The sequence below is a fragment of the Streptomyces sp. NBC_01450 genome (assembly GCF_036227505.1).
Classification (GTDB): Bacteria; Actinomycetota; Actinomycetes; order Streptomycetales; family Streptomycetaceae; genus Streptomyces.
Genome location: NZ_CP109480.1, coordinates 4,400,310 through 4,425,512, shown reverse-complemented (window position 1 = coordinate 4,425,512; position 25,203 = coordinate 4,400,310). Strand labels below are relative to the sequence as shown.

Annotated in this window: 26 protein-coding genes; 14 read left to right on the top strand and 12 right to left on the bottom strand. The window is 70.9% G+C overall.

The window, feature by feature from the left end; all coding sequences use genetic code 11:
• Positions 1 to 13 precede the first annotated feature (13 nt).
• Positions 14 to 1,054: a GNAT family N-acetyltransferase gene (locus tag OG568_RS19680; protein WP_329532522.1), complete on the bottom strand. Its 1,041-nt coding sequence runs from the start codon at positions 1,052 to 1,054 to the stop codon at positions 14 to 16.
• A gap of 140 nt (positions 1,055 to 1,194) precedes the next feature.
• Between OG568_RS19680 and fdxA the strand changes: the two genes are divergently transcribed.
• Both fdxA and OG568_RS19670 read left to right on the top strand, forming a co-directional pair.
• Positions 1,195 to 1,515, top strand: a complete 321-nt coding sequence (gene fdxA, locus OG568_RS19675; protein WP_018089397.1) for a ferredoxin — start codon at positions 1,195 to 1,197, stop codon at positions 1,513 to 1,515.
• 154 nt (positions 1,516 to 1,669) lie between these two features.
• Positions 1,670 to 2,770 (top strand): bifunctional succinyldiaminopimelate transaminase/glutamate-prephenate aminotransferase, encoded by a 1,101-nt coding sequence (locus OG568_RS19670; protein ID WP_329532521.1) that lies wholly within the window; start codon positions 1,670 to 1,672, stop codon positions 2,768 to 2,770.
• Between the two features lie 186 nt (positions 2,771 to 2,956).
• Here the strand turns inward: OG568_RS19670 and OG568_RS19665 are convergent, their stop codons facing one another.
• Complete coding sequence (locus OG568_RS19665) at positions 2,957 to 3,400, bottom strand: ATP-binding protein (RefSeq protein WP_329532520.1); 444 nt, start codon at positions 3,398 to 3,400, stop codon at positions 2,957 to 2,959.
• A 351-nt stretch (positions 3,401 to 3,751) separates the two neighbouring features.
• Entirely contained in the window at positions 3,752 to 4,759 is a 1,008-nt protein-coding gene (locus tag OG568_RS19660; RefSeq protein ID WP_329532519.1) for a heavy metal transporter, read from the bottom strand.
• 97 nt (positions 4,760 to 4,856) lie between these two features.
• Between OG568_RS19660 and dapE the strand changes: the two genes are divergently transcribed.
• Positions 4,857 to 5,936, top strand: a complete 1,080-nt coding sequence (gene dapE, locus OG568_RS19655) for a succinyl-diaminopimelate desuccinylase (protein ID WP_329532518.1) — start codon at positions 4,857 to 4,859, stop codon at positions 5,934 to 5,936.
• A 108-nt stretch (positions 5,937 to 6,044) separates the two neighbouring features.
• On the top strand, positions 6,045 to 6,803 hold the full coding sequence (locus OG568_RS19650) for a TIGR00730 family Rossman fold protein (RefSeq protein WP_329532517.1): 759 nt from the start codon (positions 6,045 to 6,047) through the stop codon (positions 6,801 to 6,803).
• Between the two features lie 64 nt (positions 6,804 to 6,867).
• Here the strand turns inward: OG568_RS19650 and folP are convergent, their stop codons facing one another.
• The gene (gene folP / locus OG568_RS19645; protein WP_329532516.1) at positions 6,868 to 7,728 is read right to left on the bottom strand and encodes a dihydropteroate synthase; all 861 of its coding nucleotides are present in this window, start codon (positions 7,726 to 7,728) and stop codon (positions 6,868 to 6,870) included.
• A 191-nt stretch (positions 7,729 to 7,919) separates the two neighbouring features.
• Here folP and OG568_RS19640 point away from each other — a divergent pair, with 191 nt between their 5' ends.
• A complete protein-coding gene (locus OG568_RS19640) occupies positions 7,920 to 8,270 on the top strand; it encodes a DivIVA domain-containing protein (RefSeq protein ID WP_101400503.1) in 351 nt (116 codons plus the stop codon).
• Complete coding sequence (locus tag OG568_RS19635; protein WP_323137202.1) at positions 8,267 to 8,848, top strand: DNA-3-methyladenine glycosylase I; 582 nt, start codon at positions 8,267 to 8,269, stop codon at positions 8,846 to 8,848. Before OG568_RS19640 ends, OG568_RS19635 begins: the two co-directional genes overlap by 4 nt.
• Before the next feature lie 81 nt (positions 8,849 to 8,929).
• Here OG568_RS19635 and OG568_RS19630 read toward each other — a convergent pair whose 3' ends face one another.
• Positions 8,930 to 9,733, bottom strand: coding sequence for an enoyl-CoA hydratase/isomerase family protein (locus tag OG568_RS19630; RefSeq protein ID WP_266585543.1), 804 nt, complete (start codon positions 9,731 to 9,733; stop codon positions 8,930 to 8,932).
• Between the two features lie 363 nt (positions 9,734 to 10,096).
• Here OG568_RS19630 and OG568_RS19625 point away from each other — a divergent pair, with 363 nt between their 5' ends.
• Entirely contained in the window at positions 10,097 to 10,264 is a 168-nt protein-coding gene (locus tag OG568_RS19625; protein WP_003966491.1) for a DUF3117 domain-containing protein, read from the top strand.
• 144 nt (positions 10,265 to 10,408) lie between these two features.
• Here OG568_RS19625 and OG568_RS19620 read toward each other — a convergent pair whose 3' ends face one another.
• Positions 10,409 to 10,933: an O-methyltransferase gene (locus tag OG568_RS19620; protein ID WP_054228219.1), complete on the bottom strand. Its 525-nt coding sequence runs from the start codon at positions 10,931 to 10,933 to the stop codon at positions 10,409 to 10,411.
• Between the two features lie 414 nt (positions 10,934 to 11,347).
• On the opposite strand from OG568_RS19620, the gene sigE reads away from it, so the two are divergent.
• The 5 genes from sigE to OG568_RS19595 all read left to right on the top strand — a co-directional run bounded on the left by sigE (position 11,348) and on the right by OG568_RS19595 (position 16,425).
• Positions 11,348 to 12,049 (top strand): RNA polymerase sigma factor SigE, encoded by a 702-nt coding sequence (sigE, locus tag OG568_RS19615; RefSeq protein ID WP_266436264.1) that lies wholly within the window; start codon positions 11,348 to 11,350, stop codon positions 12,047 to 12,049.
• Positions 12,046 to 13,041: an anti-sigma factor family protein gene (locus tag OG568_RS19610; RefSeq protein ID WP_329532515.1), complete on the top strand. Its 996-nt coding sequence runs from the start codon at positions 12,046 to 12,048 to the stop codon at positions 13,039 to 13,041. The genes sigE and OG568_RS19610 overlap by 4 nt, the downstream gene beginning before the upstream one ends.
• Positions 13,042 to 13,180: 139 nt before the next feature.
• Complete coding sequence (locus OG568_RS19605; protein ID WP_329532514.1) at positions 13,181 to 14,920, top strand: trypsin-like peptidase domain-containing protein; 1,740 nt, start codon at positions 13,181 to 13,183, stop codon at positions 14,918 to 14,920.
• Positions 14,921 to 15,130: 210 nt separating this feature from the next.
• Positions 15,131 to 15,589 (top strand): sec-independent translocase, encoded by a 459-nt coding sequence (locus OG568_RS19600; protein WP_329532513.1) that lies wholly within the window; start codon positions 15,131 to 15,133, stop codon positions 15,587 to 15,589.
• Between the two features lie 179 nt (positions 15,590 to 15,768).
• Positions 15,769 to 16,425, top strand: coding sequence for a hypothetical protein (locus tag OG568_RS19595; protein ID WP_329532512.1), 657 nt, complete (start codon positions 15,769 to 15,771; stop codon positions 16,423 to 16,425).
• 162 nt (positions 16,426 to 16,587) lie between these two features.
• Here the strand turns inward: OG568_RS19595 and OG568_RS19590 are convergent, their stop codons facing one another.
• From OG568_RS19590 to OG568_RS19580, 3 genes are read right to left on the bottom strand one after another with little or no spacing between them, the layout of a single operon-like run.
• Positions 16,588 to 17,721, bottom strand: coding sequence for an Mrp/NBP35 family ATP-binding protein (locus OG568_RS19590; protein WP_266436254.1), 1,134 nt, complete (start codon positions 17,719 to 17,721; stop codon positions 16,588 to 16,590).
• A 43-nt stretch (positions 17,722 to 17,764) separates the two neighbouring features.
• On the bottom strand, positions 17,765 to 18,349 hold the full coding sequence (locus OG568_RS19585) for a DUF1003 domain-containing protein (RefSeq protein ID WP_266436252.1): 585 nt from the start codon (positions 18,347 to 18,349) through the stop codon (positions 17,765 to 17,767).
• Positions 18,339 to 19,760, bottom strand: coding sequence for a magnesium transporter MgtE N-terminal domain-containing protein (locus OG568_RS19580; RefSeq protein ID WP_329532511.1), 1,422 nt, complete (start codon positions 19,758 to 19,760; stop codon positions 18,339 to 18,341). Before OG568_RS19580 ends, OG568_RS19585 begins: the two co-directional genes overlap by 11 nt.
• A gap of 310 nt (positions 19,761 to 20,070) precedes the next feature.
• On the opposite strand from OG568_RS19580, the gene OG568_RS19575 reads away from it, so the two are divergent.
• Complete coding sequence (locus OG568_RS19575; RefSeq protein ID WP_266436248.1) at positions 20,071 to 20,832, top strand: hypothetical protein; 762 nt, start codon at positions 20,071 to 20,073, stop codon at positions 20,830 to 20,832.
• 2 nt (positions 20,833 to 20,834) lie between these two features.
• On the opposite strand, the gene OG568_RS19570 is transcribed toward OG568_RS19575, so the two are convergent.
• Together OG568_RS19570 and OG568_RS19565 are read right to left on the bottom strand one after the other, a co-directional pair.
• Positions 20,835 to 21,380, bottom strand: a complete 546-nt coding sequence (locus tag OG568_RS19570) for a hypothetical protein (protein WP_329532510.1) — start codon at positions 21,378 to 21,380, stop codon at positions 20,835 to 20,837.
• A 43-nt stretch (positions 21,381 to 21,423) separates the two neighbouring features.
• Positions 21,424 to 22,536: a magnesium and cobalt transport protein CorA gene (locus OG568_RS19565; protein WP_329532509.1), complete on the bottom strand. Its 1,113-nt coding sequence runs from the start codon at positions 22,534 to 22,536 to the stop codon at positions 21,424 to 21,426.
• Between the two features lie 579 nt (positions 22,537 to 23,115).
• Between OG568_RS19565 and OG568_RS19560 the strand changes: the two genes are divergently transcribed.
• On the top strand, positions 23,116 to 23,700 hold the full coding sequence (locus OG568_RS19560) for a suppressor of fused domain protein (protein ID WP_266436242.1): 585 nt from the start codon (positions 23,116 to 23,118) through the stop codon (positions 23,698 to 23,700).
• Between the two features lie 62 nt (positions 23,701 to 23,762).
• Here OG568_RS19560 and OG568_RS19555 read toward each other — a convergent pair whose 3' ends face one another.
• Positions 23,763 to 25,016: an MFS transporter gene (locus tag OG568_RS19555; RefSeq protein WP_329532508.1), complete on the bottom strand. Its 1,254-nt coding sequence runs from the start codon at positions 25,014 to 25,016 to the stop codon at positions 23,763 to 23,765.
• Positions 25,017 to 25,203 lie beyond the last annotated feature (187 nt).

Sequence of the window (25,203 nt, the reverse complement as noted above, 5' to 3'; positions counted from 1 at the left end):
GTCTCGTACCCCTTCACGACGGTGGACGGCGGTCGCCCGCGGATGCCTGAGGCGCGCGGTAGTGGTGGTAGGCGTGATGCGCGGAGAAGCCCATTCCTGCGTACAGCGCCCGCGCCCCCGCGTTGTCCGTCTCCACCTGGAGCCAGGCCGCCGAGGCGCCCTCGTCCAGGGCACGGCGGGCGAGCGCGGTCATGACGACGGTGGCGAGGCCCCGGCGCCGCTGGGCGGGGTCGACCTCGACGGCCGAGAAACCGGCCCACCGCCCGTCGACGACACACCGCCCGATCGCGGCCGGAGGCTCCCCCTCCGGGCCGGGCACCGTCGCGAACCACACCGAGGGCCCGCTGCCCAGGACGCGCAGCGCGACCTCGCTCAGCCCCTTGCGCTGGTAGCGGCCCAGCCACGCCTCGTCGGCCGCACGGGAGAGGACGACCTCGGGGCCCTCGGAGACCTCACGGTCGGCGAGGGGCGCGAGCGCGCCGATCCACAGCTCGGCGCTCACCTCACGCGCCCAGCCGCGCGCCTCCAGCTCCGCGCACAGCAGCTCCTGCGCGCCCTCGGCCCCGGTCGCGGTCTGGACGTAGGCGGGCAGGTCACGGGCCGCGTACCAGTCGCGTACGTACGTCAGCGCCTCGTCGAGCGGCACGCCCGGGTCTCCGAGCGGCAGCACGGAATTCGCGCGCCGGGTGAACCCGGAGGCCGCCCGCAGCTCCCAGTGGCCGAACCGCTCGCTCTCCACCGGCTGCCAGGCCCGCGCGGCGACCCGCGCCAGCTCCTCGTACGAGGCCGCGGGGCCCCGCCGACGCGCCGGGGCGGCCGGTACGACCTTGCCCGCGACCAGCGAGGACTCCGGAATCCGGACGCTCTCGCCGCCCCGTCGTGTGATCAGCAGCACACCGTTGTTCCATGATGTGAGAACACCGACCGTGTCGGTGAACTTCTCACCTTCGGCGGCACCTTCGATATCTATGATCATCCGCCGAACAGAGACACGTTTGCCCACGTCAGCAGCGGTGATTCGGACCTCGAGACGCCCAGCCGCAGAGATTTCCACAGGTCAGTTCACCCCTCCTGTATGGATCACGCCCCGGAACGGAGATACTAGGTGCGGGCATCGACGACGCCGCGCTCCCGCGCGCCAGGCGGCGGAGCCTATGGAGGCCCGCCAGCGCCCTATCGAGGAGGAACGACAGCGTGACCTACGTCATCGCGCAGCCTTGTGTCGACGTCAAGGACAAGGCGTGCATCGAGGAGTGCCCGGTCGACTGCATCTACGAGGGCTCCCGGTCCTTGTACATCCACCCGGACGAATGCGTCGACTGTGGAGCCTGTGAGCCGGTGTGCCCGGTCGAGGCGATCTTCTACGAGGACGACACTCCCGAAGAGTGGAAGGACTACTACAAGGCGAACGTCGAGTTCTTCGACGAGCTCGGCTCGCCCGGCGGCGCCAGCAAGCTCGGTCTGATCGAGCGCGACCACCCCTTCATCGCAGCGCTGCCGCCGCAGAACCAGTAAGCGGCCGCACCTACGCGCCGCCTCGGTCCCGTACGGCCCGATTCCCTCGATCGCCGTACGGGGCCGAGGCGTTTGCCGTAGCAGCCCGTACCGGCCACAGGCACGCAGGCCGTGTGTGTACGGGTCGTACGAACGAGAAAGTGAGCCCGATCCCGTGTCCGCAGTCTCCGACCGGCTTCCCGTCTTCCCCTGGGACAAGCTGGAGCCCTTCAAGGCGACGGCCGCCGCTCATCCGGGTGGCATCGTCGACCTGTCCGTCGGCACCCCGGTCGACCCGGTGCCCGAGCTGATCCAGAAAGCTCTGGTCGCGGCCGCGGACTCGCCGGGCTATCCCACGGTGTGGGGCACGCCCGAACTGCGCGACGCGCTCACCGGCTGGGTCGAGCGGCGGCTCGGCGCACGCGACGTCACCCACCGGCATGTGCTCCCGGTCGTCGGCTCCAAGGAGCTCGTCGCCTGGCTCCCCACCCAGCTGGGCCTGGGCCCCGGCGACAAGGTCGCCTACCCGCGCCTCGCCTACCCGACGTACGAGGTCGGCGCGCGCCTGGCCCGCGCGGACTACGTGGTCTACGACGACCCCACGGAGCTGGACCCGACCGATCTGAAGCTCCTGTGGCTGAACTCCCCGTCGAACCCGACGGGCAAGGTCCTCTCCGCCCAGGAACTCACCCGGATCGTCGCGTGGGCCCGCGAGCACGACATCCTGGTGTTCTCCGACGAGTGCTACATCGAGCTGGGCTGGGAGGCCGACCCGGTCTCGGTCCTGCACCCGGACGTCTGCGGCGGCTCGTACGAGGGGATCGTCTCGGTCCACTCGCTGTCGAAGCGCTCGAACCTGGCCGGCTACCGCGCCGCGTTCCTCGCCGGTGACCCCGCGGTCCTCGGCGACCTCCTCCAGATCCGCAAGCACGGCGGCATGATGACGTCCGCGCCGACCCAGGCCGCGGTGGTCGCCGCCCTGGCGGACGACGTCCACGTCCGCGAACAGCGCGAGCGCTACGCGGCCCGCCGCAGCGCCCTGCGCGAGGCACTGCTGCGCCACGGCTTCCGGATCGAACACAGCGAGGCGAGCCTGTACCTCTGGGCCACCCGCGACGAGTCCTGCTGGGACACCGTCGCCCACCTGGCCGAGCTGGGCATTCTCGTCGCGCCGGGCGACTTCTACGGCGAGGCGGGCGAAAAATTCGTCCGCGTGGCCCTGACGGCGACGGACGAGCGGGTGGCGGCGGCGGTAGAGCGCCTGGCGCTCCGTTAGAGGCACCCCGGTGAGGCAGCGCCCCTTCAGGGGCGCGGGGCTGTGACATTTGCGGCTCCGCCGCGTGGGCGCGATCAGCCCCCACCGGCCCGCACGCCAGGAATCGACACACGCGAAGGGGTCCAGGGAAACTCCCTGGACCCCTTCGCCGTACAGCAGCCGTACAAGATCCGTACGGCCCGGCGCCTAGCCGATCGGCAGCCCCTTCAGCGGCAGCTGCCCCGTCGGCAGACCACCTTTGGCCACCGCGTCCGTCGGAAGACCGCCACCGGCGGTCTTCGCGGTGTCACCGAGCAGACCCCCGGCCTGTCCCGCCGCGTCCCCGGCCACCTTCTGCGCGGCCGGCGTCGCCGTCCTGGCGACGCTGCCACCGGTCTTGCCCGCGGCCGGGACGGCCTTCTTGAGGGCGTTGCCACCGGTCGTGCCCGCGAGCCCGGTGACGCTCTGCGTCGCACCGTCGACCGTGCTGCCGACGTGCGCCCCGTCCAGAGCGGTCAGCCCGCCGAGGCTGGGGGTGGCCGGGAGTTCGGCCACCGCGCTGGCGGAGCCGGCCGCACCGACCACGGGCGCCGCTCCCGCTGCGATGAGCAGCGCGGCACGGGCGATCCGGCGGGTCAGGGGGAGGGACATGATGCTCCTTAGACGGAAGAGAACGGTGAAGTGTCCACCCGTGCCCGGGAGTTGACCGACCGGCCGCCGACCGGCTGTCGGGCGACCCGTTGATCGTTCCGGGCTCGGACGCAGTGACTACCGCTCGAGACCCGCGAAGGTTGCGGTGGCCCAATGTAAAGAATTGGCAATGCGTCGCATTATCAGTTGTGGATAAAAACGGGCAAAGTGCGTCCGGTTCGGAAAGTCTGCCGAATCCTTACGGCCCTTTGTTTCCAAGGGATCCGGCGCATTCTGAAGTGAGCACGCGAAAACCTGGGCGCAGCGGCACCGCGCCGCGCCGGGCATCCCCCGCACGGGTGAAGACCCGTACTACTGCGCAGTGACGATGCGGACCTCGGCGGCGGACTGCGTCGTCGAGCCGCCCTTGGCGTCCGCCGCACGCCACTCGCCTCGCCTTTCCCCGGCCGTCCACTCCCGTCCCGCGTAGGAGACCCGTTGGATGTGCAGCGCCGAGGAGTTGGCCACCGCCCAGTGCGCCAGCTCCCAGCCACGCTGGCGGACGGTGGACCTGCCGGTGGGGTCCTTGCGCACGGGCACGGTCACGGTCCGGCCGGAGACGGTCGGCGAGGGGGAGAGTGACGAGGAGGGCGTCGGGGAGAGCGACGGGGACGCCGTCGGGGCGGCGGAGGAGCCCGCGGTGCTCACATCGGCTCCCGCCTCCTGCAGCACCTCGTGCCCGAAGTCCCGTACGAGCGCGGCGCGCACCGAGTCCGGGCCGCCGACCGGGGTCGCGCCCGGGCCGCCCTCGCAGGTCAGCGTGGCCGCCGCGTGGCCGGTCAGGGCCGCGGCCAGCAGCGTCGCGTCCGGCTCGTGCTTCGCGTACGCCTGCGGATAGCCGCTGCGCTGGACGCGCTGCGCGGCGTCGGTGAGCGGCAGCCGCGTATAGCCCGGCACCTTGGCCAGGTGTTCGTAGAACATGCCGGCCGCGTACGTCGGGTCCATGATCTGCTTCGTCGTCCCCCAGCCCTGCGAGGGGCGCTGCTGGAACAGACCGAGCGAGTCACGGTCGCCGTGCTGGATGTTGCGCAGCCCCGACTCCTGGAGCGCGGTCGCGAGCGCGATGGCCACGGCGCGCTCGGGCAGCCCGCGAGTGGTGCCGACGGCCGAGATCGTCGCCGCGTTCACCGCCTGCTCCGGGGTGAACTCGTACGACGCGCCATCGCTCTTGCCCGAGACGACTCTGCAGCGTGGCGCACCTGTCCCTCCCGTGAGGTACTGCACCGCGAGGTACCCCGCGAGGGCGAGCAGAACTGTGACGGCCGCCCCGAAACGGAAGAGGCGGCCGCGCCGGACAGGAGTGGGGGACGGCTCTGGCACGCGTACAAGGTACTGGAGGCGACTGTCGGTGAGGTGTGAGCTTGTGGACAACGCAGGTGCGGCAGCGGGCCGGCCACGGGGCGTTAGGGTCGAGGGCATGGCCGACACCACCCTTGACCTCACGCTGGACGCCGCCGAGCTCACCGCGCGTCTCGTCGACTTCCCGTCGGAGAGCGGCAACGAGAAGCCGCTCGCGGACGCCATCGAGGGCGCGCTGCGCGCCCTGCCGCATCTGACGGTCGACCGGTACGGCAACAACGTCGTGGCGCGTACGAACCTGGGGCGGCCCGAGCGCGTGATCCTCGCCGGCCACATCGACACGGTCCCCATCGCCGGCAACGTGCCCTCCCGCCTCGACGAGGACGGCGTCCTGTGGGGCTGCGGCACCTGCGACATGAAGTCCGGGGTCGCGGTACAGCTGCGCATCGCGGCCACGGTTCCCGCACCCAACCGCGACCTCACCTTCGTGTTCTACGACAACGAAGAGGTCGCCGCCCACCTCAACGGCCTGAAGCACGTCGCCGAGGCCCACCCCGACTGGCTGGCGGGCGACTTCGCGATCCTCCTGGAACCGACGGACGGCCAGGTGGAGGGCGGCTGCCAGGGCACGCTCAGGGTGTTCCTGAAGACCAAGGGGGAACGCGCTCACTCCGCGCGCGCGTGGATGGGCTCCAACGCGATCCACGCGGCGGCCCCGATCCTCGCCAAGCTCGCCGCCTACGAGCCGCGCACGCCGGTCGTGGACGGCCTCCGGTTCCACGAAGGTCTCAACGCCGTCCGGGTCGAGGGGGGCGTGGCCACCAACGTCATCCCCGACGCCTGCACCGTCGTCGTCAACTTCCGCTACGCGCCCGACCGCAGCGAGGCGGAGGCCGAGGCCTTCGTCCGCGACTTCTTCGCCGACTGCGACATCGACGAGTTCATCGTCGACGACCACTCCGGCGGGGCCCGGCCCGGCCTGACCCACCCGGCCGCCGCGGCCTTCCTGGCGGCCGTCGGCGGAGAGGCCCGCCCCAAGTTCGGCTGGACGGACGTCGCCCGCTTCAGCGCGCTCGGCGTGCCCGCGGTGAACTACGGGCCCGGCGCGCCGCTCCTCGCCCACAAGGTGGACGAGCGGGTGCGGGCGTCGGAGATCCCGGAGGCGGAGGAGCGCCTGCGGGCCTGGCTGACGTCCTGAGGCGGGCCCGAACCGCCCTGGCGCACGGCGGACATACGCATGTCCCCCCTCCGTAACCCGCGTAGATCTACCCTGGGGCTGAACCACTTGCAGGCGGAGGGAGCACACATGGCTACTGGCAACCCCGAGGGCAAGAAGCGGCCACCGGAGGAGCAGCGACTGGGGCCGGTGCTGCGCAGGCGGGACCAGGTCCAGTCGAGCACCACGGACCAGCGGCTGCTGGACGCGGGCGGCCCCTCCGACTGGGTGCACACGGACCCCTGGCGGGTCCTGCGCATCCAGTCGGAATTCATCGAAGGCTTCGGCACGCTCGCCGAACTCCCGCCCGCGATCAGCGTCTTCGGCTCCGCCCGGACGCCGGTGGACTCGCCCGAGTACGAGGCGGGAGTCGCCCTCGGCCGCGGCCTGGTCGAAGCGGGTTTCGCCGTCATCACCGGTGGCGGCCCCGGGTCCATGGAGGCCGCCAACAAGGGCGCCTGCGAGGCCAGGGGCATCTCCGTCGGCCTCGGGATCGAGCTCCCCTTCGAACAGGGCCTCAACCCCTACGTCGACATCGGCCTCAACTTCCGGTACTTCTTCGTCCGCAAGATGATGTTCGTCAAGTACGCCCAGGGCTTCGTGGTCCTGCCCGGCGGCCTCGGCACCCTCGACGAACTCTTCGAGGCCCTCACCCTCGTCCAGACCCAGAAGGTCACCCGCTTCCCGATCGTCCTCTTCGGCACGGCGTACTGGGGCGGTCTCGTCGACTGGCTCAAGAACACCCTGATCGCCCAGGGCAAGGCCTCCGAAAAGGACCTCCTCCTCTTCCACCTCACGGACGACGTGGAAGAGGCGGTCGCCCTGGTCTCGAAGGAGGCGGGCCGCTAGCGGCCCGAGGTTCCCCGCGCGCCTGAAGGCTTTCAGCCCGCCCGGCGTTCGAGGACGAGGTAAGTCACGCCAGACCCCGGCGGGCCACCGTCGGAGGACGGTGGCCCGCGATCGACGCCACCATGTCCAGGACCTGACGGGTCTCGGCGACCTCGTGGACGCGATACACCTGCGCCCCCAGCCACGCCGACACCGCCGTCGTGGCCAGCGTCCCCACCACCCGCTCCTTCACCGGCTTGTCGAGCGTCTCCCCGACGAAGTCCTTGTTGGAGAGGGAGACAAGCACGGGCCACCCCGTCTCCACCATCTCGCCCAGCCGTCGGGTCGCCTCCAGGCTGTGCCGCGTGTTCTTCCCGAAGTCGTGCCCGGGGTCGATCAGCACGGACTCCCGGGGCACGCCCAGGGACAGCGCCCGCTCGGCCAGTCCCACGGTCACCCGCAGGATGTCGGCCATGACGTCGTCGTAGGCGATCCGATGCGGCCGCGTACGAGGCTCGGCGCCCCCGGCATGGGTGCACACCAGCCCCACCCCGTACCGCGCGGCCACCTCCGCGAGCCGGGGATCCACGCCACCCCACGCGTCGTTGAGCAGATCCGCCCCCGCCTCGCAGACCGCCTCCCCGACCTCGTGCCGCCAGGTGTCGACGCTGATGATCACGTCCGGGAACCGCCGCCGCACCTCGGCGACGAAACCGACCGTACGGCGCGCCTCCTCCTCGGCGGTCACCTCTTCCCCGGGCCCGGCCTTGACCCCGCCGACGTCGATGATGGCGGCGCCCTCGGCCACCGCCTGTTCCACGCGAGCGAGCGCGGGCTCGTCGCGGAAGGTGGCTCCCTGGTCGTAGAAGGAGTCCGGGGTCCGGTTCACGATGGCCATGATCACCGGCTCGTGCGGGTCGAATTCGTGTCTGCCCAGCCTGAGCATCCCCTGTGACCTCTCCTGGTAAGTCCGGCTGCTTAGCCGCCTGCGACCTTAACTGTCAGACTCGCATGGCACGATCGGACCCTGACACTTTCAGCGCCGGACGGCTTCGGCACTCGTCAGACATTTTCAGCAGCTTCAGTACTTTCGCGCCGGCGCCCAAGCGTCGGCACCAGAGCGTGGGGACCTCAGCGATGTTCATGTTCTTGTTCCTGGTCGTCGCGCTCGCCGTCGTGGTCGCCGCGGTGACACTGTCCGTGGTGGGCGGCGGCGAGAGCGCCCCCCTTCCCGACGCCGAGCCCGATCGGCTGGTGGACCCGCTGCCGCAGGACCGGCCGGTGAACCGCGCGGACGTGGAGTCCGTGCGCTTCCCGCTCGCCGCCCGCGGCTACCGCATGGCGGACGTGGACGACGCCCTCGGCCGGCTCGGTGCCGAGCTCGCCGAGCGTGACGCCCGGATCGCCGACCTGGAGGCCGCGCTGGCCGGCGCCCGCGCCACCGCGACCACGTCGCTGCGCAAGCCGGCCGAGGGGGAGCAGCAGTGAGTGACGCGCTCGCCGGGCCCGACGGCGCGCTGCGCTGCCCCTGGGCCCTGTCCACCGAGGACTACGTCTCGTACCACGACGAGGAGTGGGGCCGCCCGGTCCACGGCGACGACGCGCTGTACGAGCGACTCTGCCTGGAGGCCTTCCAGTCGGGGCTGTCCTGGATCACCATCCTGCGCCGCAGGGAGGGTTTCCGGTCCGCCTTCGCCGACTTCAAGATCGCCTCGGTGGCCGCGTTCACGGACGCCGACAAGGAGCGCCTCCTCGGCGACGCGGGCATCATCCGCAACCGCGCCAAGATCGAGGCGACCGTCGCCAACGCGCGTGTGCTGGCCGACTGGGCGCCGGGCGAGCTGGACGAGCTGATCTGGTCCTTCGCCCCGGACCCGGCCACCCGCCCGGCGCCGAAGCGGCTGGCCGACGTCCCGGCCGTCACCGACGAGTCGACGGCCCTCTCCAAGACCCTCAAGAAGCGTGGCATCCGCTTCGTGGGCCCGACCACGGCCTACGCGCTCATGCAGGCCTGCGGGCTGGTGAACGACCACTTGGAGGATTGCGCGGCCAGGAGCGCCCCCTGAGGGGCGCGGGGAACTGCGCGACCGGCCACAGACGGCCCGCAGTTCCCGTACCGACCTCCGCCCGCCGAATCCAGCGAAGCGTTACCGCCCCAAGTACTTCGGCTTCTCCTTGTTGACGAACGCCTGCACCGCGATCACATGGTCCTCGGACGCCCCGGCCCGCGCCTGCAGCTCGTCCTCCTTCTCAAGGGTCTCGTCCAAGGAGTGGGTGAGCCCATAGGCCACGGCCTCCTTCAGCGCCGCATACGCGACCGTCGGTCCCGCCGCCAGCGCCCGCGCCACCTTCTCCGCCTCGCCGCGCAGCTCGGACGCCGGGACGAGCCGGTTGGCGATCCCCAGCTCGTAGGCCTCCTGCGCGGTGATGCTGCGCGGGAAGAGCAGCAGGTCGGCGGCGCGGCCCGGGCCGATCACCCGCGGCAGGGTCCACGACATGCCCGAGTCGGCGGTCAGCGCGACCCCGGCGAAGGACGTGTTGAAGGCGGCGGTGTCGGCGACGATCCGGTAGTCCGCGCAGAGGGCGAAGCCGAACCCGGCCCCCGCGGCGACGCCGTTCACCGCGGCCACCACGGGCTTCCGGGCGCCGGTGAGGGCGCGCACGATCGGGTTGTAGTGATCGCGCACGGTGGTCATCGTGTGCCGCGACCCCGACTCCTTGTCGGCGGCCAGCAGCCCGATGTGCTCCTTGAGGTCCTGCCCGACGCAGAACGCGCGGTCACCGGCGGCGGTGAGCAGGATCGCCCGCACGCCGTCGTCCGCCGCGGCGGCCTGCGCGGCGTCCCGGAGGGCGACCTTGGTCTCTGTGTTCATCGCGTTCATCGCCTCGGGGCGGTTCAGCGTGATCGTCGCGAGTCCGTCGCTCACCTCGTAGAGCACGGTGTCGGCCATGGTGGGTCCCCTCCGGTGTCGCGGCTCCGACGTACCGGCCGGTACGTCCTGGGTACGAGGACAGCATGGCGGAGATCACGGTCCGGGGCGTGGAGCGGACATGTGACCTGCGTCAAAGAATTCCGTGCCGTGGAAGTCGATGCGGCGGCGCAGTATCGCAGCCACATCGCCGAATTGAGTGGTTTTGCTCAAGCGCGTTGCGCAAGCGATGCCGACTGATGTTGGTCATCGGGTCCTGAGATGCGGGATAATGGCCTGGAAGCAATGTGTTCGATGCCGGTGACGTGTGTCCTATGAGGGGACGTGCGTGCCCTTCAAGGGGCCGTCGGCGACGATGAGCTGGTTTCAGGAAGGGGAACGAGCATGGCGGCCATGAAGCCGCGGACGGGCGATGGCCCGCTCGAGGTGACCAAGGAGGGGCGGGGCATCGTCATGCGCGTTCCGCTCGAAGGCGGCGGTCGGCTCGTCGTCGAGCTGACCCCTGACGAGGCTGACGCGCTCGGCGACGCCCTCAAGAAGGTCGTCGGCTGACGCGGAACGCGACCATACCTTTTCAGCTGCCCCGGCATCGTATTCGGTGCCGGGGCGGTGGTTTTCCCGGGGTGCGTCAGCGTCGTACCCCATGTATATCGATGCAGGTCAGAGATGTATTCCCGGTGCTGGCCGAGCGTGCGGTCAGCGCTTGACCCCGCACAGCAACCCGTCGCCCACCGGCAGCAGCGAGGGCACCAGGTCCTGGCTCTCACGCACCGCGCGCAGCAGTTCGCGCAGCCGGCCGACCTCGGCGGGCTGCGGTCCCGATTCGACCGTGCGGCCGTCCGCGAAGACACCCTCGAAGACGACCAGCCCGCCCGGGCGCAGCAGACGCAACGATTCAGCGAGGTAGTCCAGGCACTCCAGACGGTCGCCGTCGCAGAAGACGAGGTCGTAGCCGGCGTCCGCGAGCCGCGGCAGGACGTCCAGCGCGCGGCCCGGGATGAAGCGGGCGCGGTTGCTGGCGAAGCCGGCCGCGCGGAAGGCCTGCCGGGCGAACTGCTGGCGGTCCGGTTCCGGATCGACGGTGGTCAGTACCCCGTCCGGCCGCATGCCGTGCAGCAGATGAATTCCGGAGACGCCGGTCCCGGTCCCGATCTCCGCCACCGCTTTCGCGTCCACGGTGGCGGCGAGCAACCGCAGCGCGGCGCCCGTGCCGGGCGACACCGGGCGCAGCCCTGCCTCGTGGGCCCGGTCGCGGGCCCAGCGCAGCGCTTCGTCCTCGGCGACAAAGGCGTCGGCGAACGCCCAGCTCGTCTGCCGGTTGCCGGTAATGACCCTCTCCCTGTCCCCGTGATTGCCTGGGCGTGACTGTATCCGTTGGTGCCGGGAACCCGCAGATGGGACCAGGCGTTTAGAGGGGTGCGGAAACAGAGCGGGGGAAAGTCGATGGATCGGTACGTGGAACGGGGTGTGGAGCGGGGTGGCGATCACGTGCTGACGCGGCCATATGAGCGCGTATCAAATTCGCGTAAAACCGCTTATCCGGAGCTAACGGGCGAGGTGGCTATGGTAGGGGCTCCGCTGGACACCACCAGAGCCGACAGGGGAGGTGCGGCTGTGCCTGTGGATCGGGGCGGGGTGCTACGGCGCCTCCTCAGATCGACGGGTGAGCCGAAATCCGTGACCGACATCGCTGACAAGTTCCATGCTGCTGCCCCGGCGCAGACCGCGACGTTCACCACCGACGCGGAGCCGCAGGCGTGGACTCCGCCCACCTGGGAGGAGATCGTCAGCACGCACAGCGGCCGGGTCTACCGGCTCGCCTACCGCCTGACGGGCAACCAGCACGACGCCGAGGACCTCACCCAGGAGGTCTTCGTCCGCGTCTTCCGCTCCCTGTCGACCTACACCCCCGGCACCTTCGAGGGCTGGCTGCACCGCATCACCACGAACCTCTTCCTCGACATGGTGCGCCGCAAGCAGCGCATCCGCTTCGACGCCCTCGGTGACGACGCGGCCGAGCGCCTGCCCAGCCGCGAGCCCTCCCCGCAGCAGGTCTTCAACGACGCGCACTTCGACGCGGACGTCCAGCAGGCGCTGGACACCCTCGCGCCCGAGTTCCGCGCCGCGGTCGTCCTGTGCGACATCGAGGGACTCTCCTACGAGGAGATCGCCGCGACCCTGGGCGTCAAGCTCGGTACGGTCCGCAGCCGGATCCACCGTGGCCGTTCGCAGCTGCGCAAGGCCCTCGCGCACCGGTCTCCCGAGGCCCGTGCCGAGCGCCGCGGCTTCGCGATCACGGGAGTTCCCGCGCTGGGAGGAGGGGGCGCGACCGCGTGAGTGGATCCCGGCCCAACCCTACGGAGCGGCGTGTAGCCGACCAGCATCTTGGGGACCGACTCTCCGCCCTGGTGGACGGGGAGCTCGGTCACGAGTCGCGCGAGCGCGTCCTGGCCCACCTCGTCACCTGTGCGAAGTGCAAGGCCGAGGCGGACGCCCAGCGCCGACTGAAGAACGTGTTCGCGGAAGTCGCCCCTCCGCCCCCCTCCGAGAGCTTCCTGGCCCGTCTCCAGGGACTTCCCGGGGGAGGTGACTTCGACGGCGGTGACGGCTCACCGTTCGGCGGGGGCGGATTCGGCGGAAGACTCGCCTCCGGTGCCCCGGTGACCGGTGTCTTCGGAGTGCGCGGAGAGGCTTTCGGGTACGTGCCCGCGGCGCCGCACGGCGACGTGCTGCCCCCCGCCCCCGGACGCGGTTTCCGCATTCATGACGTCAGCCGTCACGAGACCGACAGATCGGCCTCGCGCGGGCTGCGCTTCGCGGTCGCCGCGGCCGGTGCGGTGTCGCTGGCCGCGGTCGCGCTCGGCGGGGTGTCGACCGGAGTGCCGGCCGACACCACGGACGCGCGCGGCGGTTCCGGCGGAAGCAATGTGACACCGGTGCGTACGCCGGGCTCGGGGGGCGCGACGGCTCCCGAGACTCAGCGCCGCCGCTCCGACGGGCCGCTGCTCGCCCAGGGCGAGCGTGCGCTCGGCGCGGCGCCCGCGGTACCGACCTCGGTGTCCGCGCCTCTGCTCCCCGGGGTCCCCGCTCCGGAGATCCGGGCAGAGGACGTCATGCACACGCTGACCACCCCCGTGGTGGCCGGTGCCGCCGCGATGTCCCCGCTCATACATCCGCTCACCGAGGCCCAGCCGATCGCGCGGACCTCCTGGTCGACGCCGCCCGGTCTCACGCCGCCCGGCCTCACGACTCCGGGCCTGCTCGCCGCGCCGGTCATCACCCCGTCCCCCTCTTCCTCCCCGTCCCCCTCCTCCCGTACCGCCCACTGACCGGCCCTCTGCGCCCCGGCCCCGGAACCTGGTTGAATCCCAGGGTGGACCGCGTCCGCCGGAGGGATTCCCGGACGCGGAGTCGGCAATCTGCGGTGACCGTCGGTGTGTTGTGCCGCGGGCCAGGTGTGGGGAGAGCATGAACGAGGGGAAGCCCACGAAGGCGAAGTGGTGGAGTCGACCCCGCCCGGTTCCGCCGGGGGCCGGCGCGGTGGGTCCGGTCGAGGGCGTCTTCGAGTCCGACGGGGACTACGAACTGGACCGGCCGTCGACGGCCGCGGCCTCGTCGGACGCCGTCTCGTCGGGCACGGCCGCTCCCGACGTCGTCCCATCGGGGTCCATTGCCGGGAGCGACACCGGCGACGGTGACTTCGAGTTGGCGCGTCCCGCGGCGGCTCTTCGAGAGAGCGTGCCGGGTGCGGAGCCGTCCGCGGCCGGTGGTCCTGCCGACGTGGTGCCCGCAGGCCAGGCCCCGGGCGCCGCCGTACCGGCGCAGCAGGCCCCCGTGGACCGTCCCCGGCCCCTGCACGACCCCGACCCCTACAGCACCCCGCCCTACGGCGAGCCGGGCCCCTGGGCGCCCGCCCCGCTCGTCCAGCACCCGGCGGCGACCTCCGCGCACGGCACCGCGATGCCTCCGGGCCCGCCCCCGGCCCCGTACACGGGCACCCACCACCCCGCGCCCACCCCATGGCAGAACTACGACCCCTGGGCAGCGCCCGGACCGCTCCAGCAGACCGGGGCGGCTGTCGAGACGAAGACTCAACGACGTAAGCGGGCGAAGAAGGCGCTGGCTCTCGGGGCCGTGCTGCTCGCCGTCGTCTCCGGAGGCGTCGGCGGCGCCGTAGGGGCCTATCTGGAGCGCAACGGCGGGGTCGGTGACATCACGCTGCCGCAAGCCGCCGAGGAGCCGTCCGGGCGGGCCCCGGACAGCGTGGCCGGAATAGCGGCCCGCGCGCTGCCCAGCGTGGTCACCCTGCATGTGCGCGGGTCGAGCGAAGAGGACACCGGCACCGGGTTCGTGCTCGACACCCGGGGTCACATCCTCACCAACAACCACGTGGTCCAGCCGGCCGGCAGCGGCGGCGAGATAACCGTGACGTTCAGCGGCGGCCAGAGCGCCAAGGCGACCGTCGTCGGGCACGACAGCGGCTACGACCTCGCCGTGGTCAAGGTGTCGGGGGTCGGTGGGCTCCGGCCGATGCCCCTGGGCAACTCCGACAGCGTCCAGGTGGGCGACCCCGTCGTCGCCATCGGCGCGCCCTTCGACCTCGCCAACACCGTCACCTCCGGGATCATCAGCGCCAAGGAGCGGCCCATCACGGCGGGCGGCGAGAAGGGCGACGGGAGCGACGTCTCGTACGTCGACGCGCTGCAGACCGACGCGCCCATCAACCCCGGCAACTCCGGCGGCCCCCTCCTCGACTCCCGGGCCCGCGTCATCGGCATCAACAGCGCCATCCGCTCCGCCGACAGCGGCACCGACGTCCAGGGCGGTCAGGCCGGTTCCATCGGGCTGGGCTTCGCCATCCCCGTCAACCAGGCCAAGCGCGTCGCCGAGGAGCTGATCAACACCGGCAGGGCGACCCACCCGGTGATCGGGGTCATGCTCGACATGGACTACACGGGTGACGGCGCCCGGGTCGGGACGAAGGCCGGCGGCGGCGCGCCGGTCACCGCGGACGGCCCCGGGGCCAAGGCGGGCATCAAGGCCGGCGACGTCATCACCGAGGTCGACGGACAGCCCGTCCACTCCGGCGAGGAGCTGATCGTGAAGACCCGCGCCCACCGTCCCGGCGACCGGCTCCGGCTGACCCTCAGGCGGGGCGGCTCACAGCGGACCGTCACCCTGGTCCTCGGCTCCGCGAGCGGCGGCTGATCTCTATGGACAGCAACTGACATGAACTTCACAGGAGCGACCCGAAGCCCGTTCTGAGCGGCGAACATCCGGGGAAACTCGTCGTGTACACGAACCCTGAAGCCCCGGGACAGTTCCGGACGGACGGGATCGACGGGTACCGTGGACCCGGCCCGGACCACGGAAGAACCCCGAGGGCCCGAGGACTGAGGACATCGCAAGGAGCTTCAGGTGTTCAATGACATAGGACCGCTCGAGCTGGTGACGCTCGTTGTCCTTGCCGTGCTCGTCTTCGGTCCGGAAAAGCTCCCGAAGATGATTCAGGACGTCACCCGCACCATCCGCAAGATCCGTGAGTTCTCGGAGAGCGCCAAGGCGGACATCCGTGAGGAACTCGGACCGGAGTTCAAGGACTTCGAATTCGAGGACCTCAACCCCAAGACGTTCATCCGCAAGCAGCTGGACAACGACGAGCTGGGGCTCAAGGAGATCCGCAACGGCTTCGATCTGAAGAAGGAGATGGCCGAGGTCACGGACGCGGTCCACAGCCGCGACACGGACTCGTCCTCCTCGTCTTCCCCGTCCCCGTCCTCGTCCTCCGCTTCGTCCGGCGGTTCGATCGACATGACGAAGAAGCCCGAGCAGAGCGACCCGGACGAGCGCCCGCCGTTCGACGCCGACGCCACCTGAGCCGTCCCGCGGACGTCTGACACGGCCTGAAAACGGCGCGTGCGCGCCTCACGCGCGGGGTGCTTTCCCTGCTGCTCGAAGCGGTGTGGCTATGCTGCCCAGTTGTTGTGCGGACTGCTGAGGACGCCCGAGGGGGGCGGGCCGCCCGGTCCGACGAGAGCAAGGAGGCGTCCGGGCAGATGGAGACGACAAGTCGGGTAGGCACGCAGGCGCCGGCCGCGGAAGGCGGACAGCAGGTCCCCTTCGCCCGCCGCACGGCCGACGGCTACCTGCTGGCGCCCTTCCCGTGGTACGGCCTCGACGAGGCCTTCACGGGGCCGCGCTGGCTGATGCAGGTCGGTACGTCGGCGGACGGTGCCGTCGAGCACGGTTCGATCGGGCACGGGGAAGAGCCCTCGGTGCGCGGCGAGTCGACGGAGGACAAGGAGCGGTTCGCGGTCGTGGTGACCGTCGCCGCGAGTCCCTCGCGCCGCAGCGCGGACGGGACGGGGCTCCTTGAGGCCACGTCGGTGTCCTCGGCGGCCTGGCTGGCCGGGGTGGGGCTGCTGTCCTTCACCTGGCCCGGCCAGATGGACCACACCCGGCGGGACGACTGGCTGGACCAGCAGACCGAGACGGCGTGGGCCCTCGCGGACGACCTCGCGGGGCCCGACTGGTCCTCGCTGTCCCTCCCCGTGGACGGCGTCCCCACGCCGTTCCACTACCGCGAGTTGGAGTTCGGCTGGGTCCTCGCGGGTTCCACCCAGATTGGGGTCCACGTGGGGGCGTACGGCCGGGGGATGAGCGCGTACGGGCTGGGCTTCGCCATGATCAAGGACATCGCGGCGTACGGGTGACGGTGCCCTGCCCTCCGGGAGGGGGACGAGGACGCGGGCCGATGTGGGACTTCGGCTCGTTCGGCGGCTGCGGGCCGGTTCTGGCTGGTCGCGCAGTTCCCCGCGCCCCTTTGGGGCGCTCCTCAGCGGGGCGCCCCTGTCTACGTGCTGCCGGGGAACGGGCTAGAACTTGTTCCTCGGGGTGATGCCCAGGGACATGCCGGACAGGCCTCGCTGGCGGCCGCCGAGCTTGCCGGCGATGGCGCGCAGGGCGGAGCCCGCGGGGGAGTCCGGGTCGGTCAGGACGACCGGCTTGCCCTCGTCGCCGCCCTCGCGCAGGCGGACGTCGATCGGGATGGAGCCGAGGACGGGAACGCTCGCGCCGGTGGTGCGGGTCAGGCCGTCGGCGACGCTCTGACCGCCGCCCGTGCCGAAGACGTCGACCATCTCGCCGCAGTGCGGACAGGGCAGGCCCGACATGTTCTCGACCACGCCCACGATCTTCTGGTGGGTCTGGACGGCGATGGAGCCGGCCCGCTCGGCGACCTCGGCCGCCGCCTGCTGCGGGGTGGTGACGACCAGGATCTCCGCGTTCGGGACCAGCTGGGCCACCGAGATCGCGATGTCGCCCGTGCCCGGCGGGAGGTCCAGGAGCAGGACGTCCAGGTCGCCCCAGAAGACGTCCGCCAGGAACTGCTGGAGGGCGCGGTGGAGCATCGGTCCGCGCCAGACGACCGGTGCGTTGCCCGGGGTGAACATGCCGATGGAGATGACCTTCACGCCGTGCGCGGACGGCGGCATGATCATGTTCTCGACCTGGGTCGGACGGCCGTCGGCGCCGAGCATGCGGGGCACCGAGTGGCCGTAGATGTCCGCGTCGACGACGCCGACCTTGAGGCCGTCGGCAGCCATCGCCGCCGCGAGGTTCACGGTCACCGAGGACTTGCCGACGCCGCCCTTGCCGGAGGCGACCGCGTACACGCGGGTGAGCGAGCCCGGCTTGGCGAAGGGCACCTCGCGCTCGGCCTGCCCGCCGCGCAGCGCGGTCGCCAGCTCCTTGCGCTGCTCGTCGCTCATCACGTCCAGGGTCACGTCGACGCGGGTGACGCCCTCGACCGCCGAGACCGCCTCCGTCACGTTCTTCGTGATGGTCTCACGCATCGGGCAGCCGGAGACGGTCAGATACACGGTGACCGCGACCGCGCCATCCGCACCGATCTCCACCGATTTGACCATCCCCAGCTCGGTGATGGGTCGCTGGATCTCGGGGTCGTTCACCGTCGCCAGTGCTTCGCGCACCGCGTCTTCCGTAGCCATAGGACGATGGTACGGTGCCCGGCCCCGGGCCCGGAAAGCCCCGTCAGCGGTCGTCTACGTCACGTCGTGGCGGCCGTTCTGCCCGGAATACGACGCGGCCGTCGGAGCGGTGTTCCTCCAGCTCCTTGATCAGGTCCTGGAATTCGGAGCGGATCCAGTCGCGGGTGGCGACCTCGCCGAGGCCCATGCGCAGGGCGGCGATCTCCCGCGTGAGGTACTCGGTGTCCGCGATCGACCGCTCGTTCTGCTTGCGGTCCTGTTCGAGGTTGACCCGGTCGCGGTCGTCCTGGCGGTTCTGCGCGAGGAGGATCAGCGGGGCGGCGTAGGAGGCCTGCAGCGAGAGCAACAGGGTCAGGAAGATGAACGGATACGGGTCGAAGCGCAGATGACGCGGCGCCGCGATGTTCCACACCAGCCACAGGATGATGACGACCGTCATCCAGACGATGAACCGTCCGGTGCCGAGGAAGCGCGCGATCCGCTCCGACAGCCGCCCGAACGCCTCGGGGTCCCACTCGGGCACCAGCCGGCGGCGCGGCGGCAGCGGCTGGTCGAGGCGGGTGCGGGGCCGGGTGGCGGCGGTCGCCCCGGTAGCGGCCCGTTCGCGGGTCTCACGGTCAGGTCCCATCGCGCCCCCCTTCGTCCACGCCTTCACGGGCGTCTTCCTGATCGCCTTCCTGGTCGTCTTCCTCGTCGTCTCCCCGGTCGTCCTCGCGGTCGTCCTCGAGTTCGCGCAGGCGCCCGTCCTGAGGTTCGTCCAGGTGTTCGTCCTGGGGGTCGTCCTCGCGCAGATGGAACTCGGTCTCGCGCCAGTCCTCCGGCAGCATGTGGTCCAGTACGTCGTCCACGGTCACCGCGCCGAGCAGCGAGCCGCTCTCGTCGACGACGGGCGCCGCGACCATGTCGTACGTGGCGAAGAACCCGGCGACGACGGGCAGCGCCGCGTCCGGCGCGAGGGTCTGCAGATCGTCGTCGAGTATCGAACTGACCAGCGTGTACGGCGGATCGCGCAGCAGCCGCTGGAAGTGCACCGTGCCGAGGTACTTCCCGGTCGGCGTCTCGTCCGGCGGGCGGCACACGTACACCTGGGCGGCGAGCGCGGGGGACAGGTCGGGGTTGCGGACCCGGGCGAGCGCGTCGGCGACCGTGGCGTCGGGCCGCAGCACGATGGGCTCGGTCGTCATCAGGCCGCCGGCGGTCCGCTCCTCGTACGCCATCAGCCGTCGTACGTCGGCCGCCTCGTCGGGCCGCATCAGCGTCAGCAGCCGTTCCACGTCGGCCTCGGGGAGTTCGGCGAGCAGGTCGGCCGCGTCGTCGGGGTCCATCGCCTCCAGGACGTCGGCGGCGCGCTCCTCCTTGAGCTTGCCCAGGATCTCGATCTGGTCGTCCTCGGGGAGCTCCTCCAGGACGTCGGCGAGGCGGTCGTCGGCCAGGGCGGCGGCCACCTCCCCGCGTCGTTTCGGCGACAGGTGGTGCAGGACGTTGGCCAGGTCGGCCGCGCGCAGCTGCTCGAAGGTGGCGAGGAGGCTCTCGGCGCCCTGTCCGTGCTCCTCCAGCGAGAACCCGGTGACGGCGGACCAGTCGACGGTCATCGTCTCGCCCTTGGTGCGCCGGAAGGTCCCGCTGCGGCCCCTGCGCACGAAGACGCGGCCGATCTCCCACTCCCGGCGGGCCGGCCGCTGCTGGACGGACACGTCGAGCACGGTCACCTCCTCGTCGGTCTCGACGAGCCGGACCCGTCGGTCGAGCAGTTCGCCGAAGACGAGCCGCTCGGTGGGCCGCTGTTCGAAGCGGCGCACGTTCAGGACACCGGTGGTGATGACCTGGCCGGACTCGATGCCGATGACACGGGTCATGGGCAGGAAGATGCGCCGCCGGGTGGAGAGTTCCACGACCAGCCCGAGCAGCCGGGGCGGGCGGCGTCCGACACGGAGCATGGCGACCAGGTCCCGCACGCGGCCCACCAGGTCGCCGCTGGGATCGAAGACGGCGACACCGGCGAGGTGCGAGACGAAGATCCGGGGGGCGCTTGCGGCCATGCCCGCGCCTCCTTCTTTCCGTGTTGCTTTCTCCGTGTTGCTCCGGACGCTTGCCGGCTTTCTCCGTACGCGCGTTTGGTCCCGACGTGTCCGCTCAGGTGGGCTTCAGGCTAGCCCGTCCCGGTCGGATACGCCCTGGTGAGCGGTCCGGACGGACTGGCTCCGCCGGGCACGCGCGGCACCGGTACGCTGCCGTACGCCGTTGGGGACACCCGGCACGGCCACCCCGGCATGGGCACCCGCACGGACATGCGCGCGGACACGCGTATGGACACCCGCATGGACACCCGTATGAAAGGCAGCCCCACCTGTGACTGCGATTTCCCAGGGCCGTACCCGCAGGGCCGTACTGGTGGGCGCGATGTGCGCACTGGTCGTGACGGGGACGGGGCTGACGGGGTGCGGTAGTGAGGATCCGGACGCGGGCACGAACGGCGTGGGGAAGCTGTCCGCCACCGAGATCCAGTCGAAGACGCGCAAGGCCGCCACGTCCGCCGAGACGGTGAGACTCGCCGGGACCGTGGTGTCGAACGGGCGTACGTACAAGCTCGACATGCGGCTGAAGACCGACGGTGGCACCGGTTCGGTCACCTCGGAGGGCGCGAGCTTCCATCTGCTCCGGGTCGGCCGGCACCTCTTCCTCAAGGCCGGCGCCGAGTTCTGGAACCACCAGGGCGGCAAGAGCGGTGCCACCTCCTCGGCGGACACCGCGGCCGCCGACAAGCTCGACGGCAAGTACGTGAAGGTCCCGAGCGGCGACCCGGCCTACAAGCGCTTCATCAGCTTCACGGACAAGGACGTCCTGCTCGACGGTCTGCTGACCCTGCACGGCTCCCTCGCCACGGACGGCCACCACGAGCAGTCCGGCGTCCGCACCATCCGCATCACCGGCGACAAGGGCGCGGGCGGCACCCTGGACGTCTCCCTGAAGGGAACCCCGTACCCGCTGCTCCTGGTCCGCGCGGGGGACGCGGGCACGCTCAGCCTCAGTGACTGGGGCAAGGACTTCGCCCTGGCGGAACCCGCCAAGGACGAGACCGTGGACTACGGTCAGCAGCTGCCGACGTCGTAGTCCTACCTGCGACGTCCCCGCTTCCTGAACAGGAGGCGGGGCACGGCGGCCGGGATCGGCTGCCGGGTGGTCGCCGGCGTCGGCAGCGGCGCGGCGGCCAGCGAGCCGTCCGGCAGCGGGTGGGTGCCCGCCTGGGGCTCCAGGCGCAGCACCCGGCACTCGCGGGCCCAGCGGGCGGGCATCTCCTCGCCGTCGGGCGCGTTCAGGCGCTTGCCCTTGAGCTCGGCGACCGTCGCCTCCCACGCGGGGGAGCCGGGCGCGAGCTCGACCACCTTCGCGGTCCACGCGACCAGCCGCCCGCCCTTGTCCTTGCTGCGTACGGTGACGACCGCGTCGCCCCCGTCGACGAGCCCGGGCAGCGGCTGCTCACCCGGCCCGTCACCGACCAGGCAGGCCGCGCCGTCGTGCCACACGTGCCACAGGGCCCGGGTGGGCGCCTCGGCGCCCGGCGCTTCGTGCGTCGACGCGCCGCTGCCGCGTACCCAGATCAGCCCGGACTTCTTCGTGGCCTCCTCGACGAGGGCCCGGTCGAGCAGCTGTTCCGTCATGACCCCAGCCTATCCAGGGCTGCTGGGCGGTCACCCGGCGCGCTCAGAGCCAGCCGTTGCGCTTCAGGATCCGGTGGATCGACAGACACATCCCGACCGTGGCGGCGAGCACCAGCGGGTAGCCGAACTTCCAGTGCAGCTCCGGCATGTAGTCGAAGTTCATGCCGTACACCCCACAGACCATCGTCGGTACGGCGATGATCGCGGCCCAGGAAGTGATCTTGCGCATGTCCTCGTTCTGCGTGACGGACGCCTGCGCGAGGTTGGCCTGGAGGATGGAGTTGAGCAGCTCGTCGAAGCCGAGGACCTGCTCCTGGACGCGGGCGAGGTGGTCGGCGACGTCACGGAAGTACTTCTGGATGTCCGGGTCGATCAGCCGCATCGGGCGCTCGCTCAGCAGCTGCATGGGGCGCAGCAGCGGGGAGACGGCCCGCTTGAACTCCAGCACCTCGCGCTTGAGTTGGTAGATGCGGCCGGCGTCCGTGCCGCGCGGGGTGCCCTTGCGGCCCGGCGAGAAGACCTCGGTCTCCACCTCGTCGATGTCGTCCTGCACGGCGTCCGCGACCGCGATGTACCCGTCGACGACGTGGTCGGCGATGGCGTGCAGCACGGCGGAGGGACCCTTGGCGAGCAGCTCGGGGTCGTCCTGCAGCCGGTGCCGCAGCGCCCGCAGCGAGCCCTGCCCGCCGTGCCGGACGGTGATGAAGAAGTCCCGCCCGGTGAAGCACATGACCTCGCCGGTCTCCACGATCTCGCTGGTGGCGGTGAGTTCGTCGTGCTCGACGTAGTGGATGGTCTTGAAGACGGTGAACAGGGAGTCGTCGTAGCGCTCCAGCTTGGGCCGCTGGTGGGCCTGGACGGCGTCCTCGACGGCCAGCGGGTGCAGTCCGAACTCGCCCGCGATACCGGCGAACTCGGCCTCGGTGGGCTCGTGCAGCCCGATCCACACGAAGCCGCCGTCGCGGTGCACCAGCCGCATCGCCTCCTGGGGCGTCAGCGGCTCGGGGGTCCGGACGCGGGTGCCGTCGCGGTAGACCGCGCAGTCGACCACGGCGGAGTTGGTCCCGGGGGCGCGGGTGTGGTCGTACGAGCCACTGTCCTTGCGCAGCGAGGGACGGGGGCGGACCGCGGCACGCAGGTCACGAATCATCGACATGACGGGCTCCTTCGCAACGGAGGCGACCGACGACGGTTGAAACTACCCGGAATGGGGACGTCCTGACTGCGGATGTTTGGCACGTCCACAAAGCGGGGAGCACCGCACCGTCGCGGTGGCAGCTTCGCTACTGATTCAGATCAGACAGATCGGATGGATCAGGTGGGAACGAAGCGCTCTTCCGTGGTGCACCGGGACAACGCTGACACGTATGCACACGTTTGCAGGAGGAAGCAGCCGACAGAGCTACGGGAGCCAGGAAGCGGCTGGAACCAGCTACAGAACTTCAGCGACCGGAAGAGCGGGTGGTACTGCCTGGTCGACTTCGGTCCATTGCAGCCCCACCTCCTCCGGCCGGTCCCCCGTGAGGGACGATCCATCCCCCTTGGGGGAGCTGTCTCCCCCCGTGGGGAAGGCAGTCAGTCTCAGTGTGTCGGGGCTTGAGAGCGACTCCCCCAGTGCCTTAAGGGCCTGGGCGGTGCCTCCAGCGTGCTGCCCCGACCGGCGGCCAAGACTATCAGCGCACTGAAGCGTCAAGCCGCCGCTTTGCCCGTTACTGACGAGTTCTATGCTCGGCTCATGGCTGATGTTCTTCCTTTGGTCGAGGCCCGGCTGCGCTCCGCGCTGGGCGAACCCGACGCCCGGGCCGCGGTCACCTTCCTCGGCACCGACCGCATCGAGGTGCTGCGCTTCACAGAGGGTGACGTCGTCCGCTACGCCACGCTCGGTATGTCCGCCCAGCCCATGGCGGACCCCACGGCGGTCCTCGCCGACCCGGTGAAGGGCCCGCGCGCGGAGCTGATCCTGTCCGTCCGCCTGGGGGTCGCCGACACCGACAAGGTGCTCCGCCCGCTCGCCGTGCTCGCCGCGTCCCCGCAGGTCGAGGGGCTGATCGTGGCCCCCGGTGCCTCGCTCGACGTGGGCGGGGCGCTGTGGCCCGGCGCGCCGTTCACCTCGGTCCTGGTCGCGGAGTCCGGCGGCCTGGTGGAGGACCTGGAGCTGGACGCGCCGGCCGATCCCGTACGGTTTTTGCCGCTGCTCCCGATGACGCCGAACGAGGCCGCGTGGAAGCGCGTGCACGGCGCCGGGGCCCTCCAGGAACGCTGGCTGAACGGCGGAACGGACCTGCGTGATCCGTTGCGCAGGTCCGTTCCGCTGGACTGAGTACTTCTGGCCCGTCCTTTTCCGCCGACCTGAGGGAAGGTCAGTTTCCTGGCCGAAAACGGTCAGTTGGCAAACACGGTCACACTGTCCTCGGCGGCGTGCTTCGGCTGGAGCTCCTCGGCCTCGTGGGAGAGCGCGTCGCGTCGTACGAAGACCACGACCGCGCCGACCGCCGCGGTGACCGCGGCGACCACGAACGGGATGTGGATGTCGCTCCACTCCTCGATCTTCGGCGCGAAGTAGGGCGCGGCCGCGGCGGCGAACCACCGGACGAAGTTGTAGCCGGCGCTCGCCACCGGGCGCGGGGCGTCCGAGACGCCGAGCGCCAGCTCGGTGTAGACGGTGTTGTTCACGCCGATGAAGGCGCCCGACAGGATCGTGCAGACCACGGCCGTGGTGTGGTCGCCGTACCCGAGCACGAGCACGTCGGCGGCGAGCAGGACCAGGGAGCCGCCCAGCACCTTGAGCGAGCCGAACCGTGCCTGCATCCGCGGCGCCACGATCACCGAGAACACGGCGAGCAGCAGGCCCCAGCAGAAGAACACGGCGCCCGACTTGTAGGGGGTCATGTTCAGCACGAACGGGGTGAAGGCCAGCACGGTGAAGAACGTGTAGTTGTAGAAGAACGCCGACACGGCCGCCGAGGCGAGGCCGGGGTGGCCGAGCGCCTTGAGCGGGTCGAGCAGTGAGGTCTTCTTCGCGGGCTTCGGCTGCTCCTTCAGGAACGCCGTGATGCACAGGAAGCCGACCGCCATCAGGAACGCGGTGCCGAAGAACGGGTAGCGCCAGCTGGCGTTGCCGAGCAGCGCGCCCAGCAGCGGTCCGCACGCCATGCCGAGGCCGAGCGCGGACTCGTAGAGCAGGATCGCCGCGGCGCTGCCGCCCGCCGCCGCGCCGACGATGACGGCGAGGGCGGTGGACACGAACAGTGCGTTGCCCAGGCCCCAGCCGGCCCGGAAGCCGACGAGTTCGCCGACCGAGCCGGACGTGCCGGCGAGCCCCGCGAAGACCACGACGAGCGCGAGGCCGAGCAGCAGGGTCTTCTTGCCGCCGATGCGGCTGGAGACGAAGCCGGTCACCAGCATCGCGACCGCGGTGATCAGGAAGTACGAGGTGAAGAGCAGCGAGACCTGGCTCGGGGTGGCGTCCAGGCCCTTGGCGATGGACGGCAGGATCGGGTCGACGAGCCCGATGCCCATGAAGGCGACGACGGATGCGCCGGCGGTCGCCCAGACGGCCTTCGGCTGTCGCAGGATGCTGCCCGCGCCGGCGTCGAATGTGTCCCCTTCGGCGGGGCCTCCCGTGCTGTTGATCATGCTCGCTCCTCGACTGCGTGTGGAGAGATCGGTGGCCGTGGATCGGTGGCCAGATCGTTGGCGTATACACATAATAAGTTAGAAGTGCTAATTAATGCAAGCTGCATCTAGTTCCATCGGGTGACCGGCACACTCCGGACGGGTGATCGTCCTTGACGCGGCGAAAGACGGGGAGGACCGTGGGGCT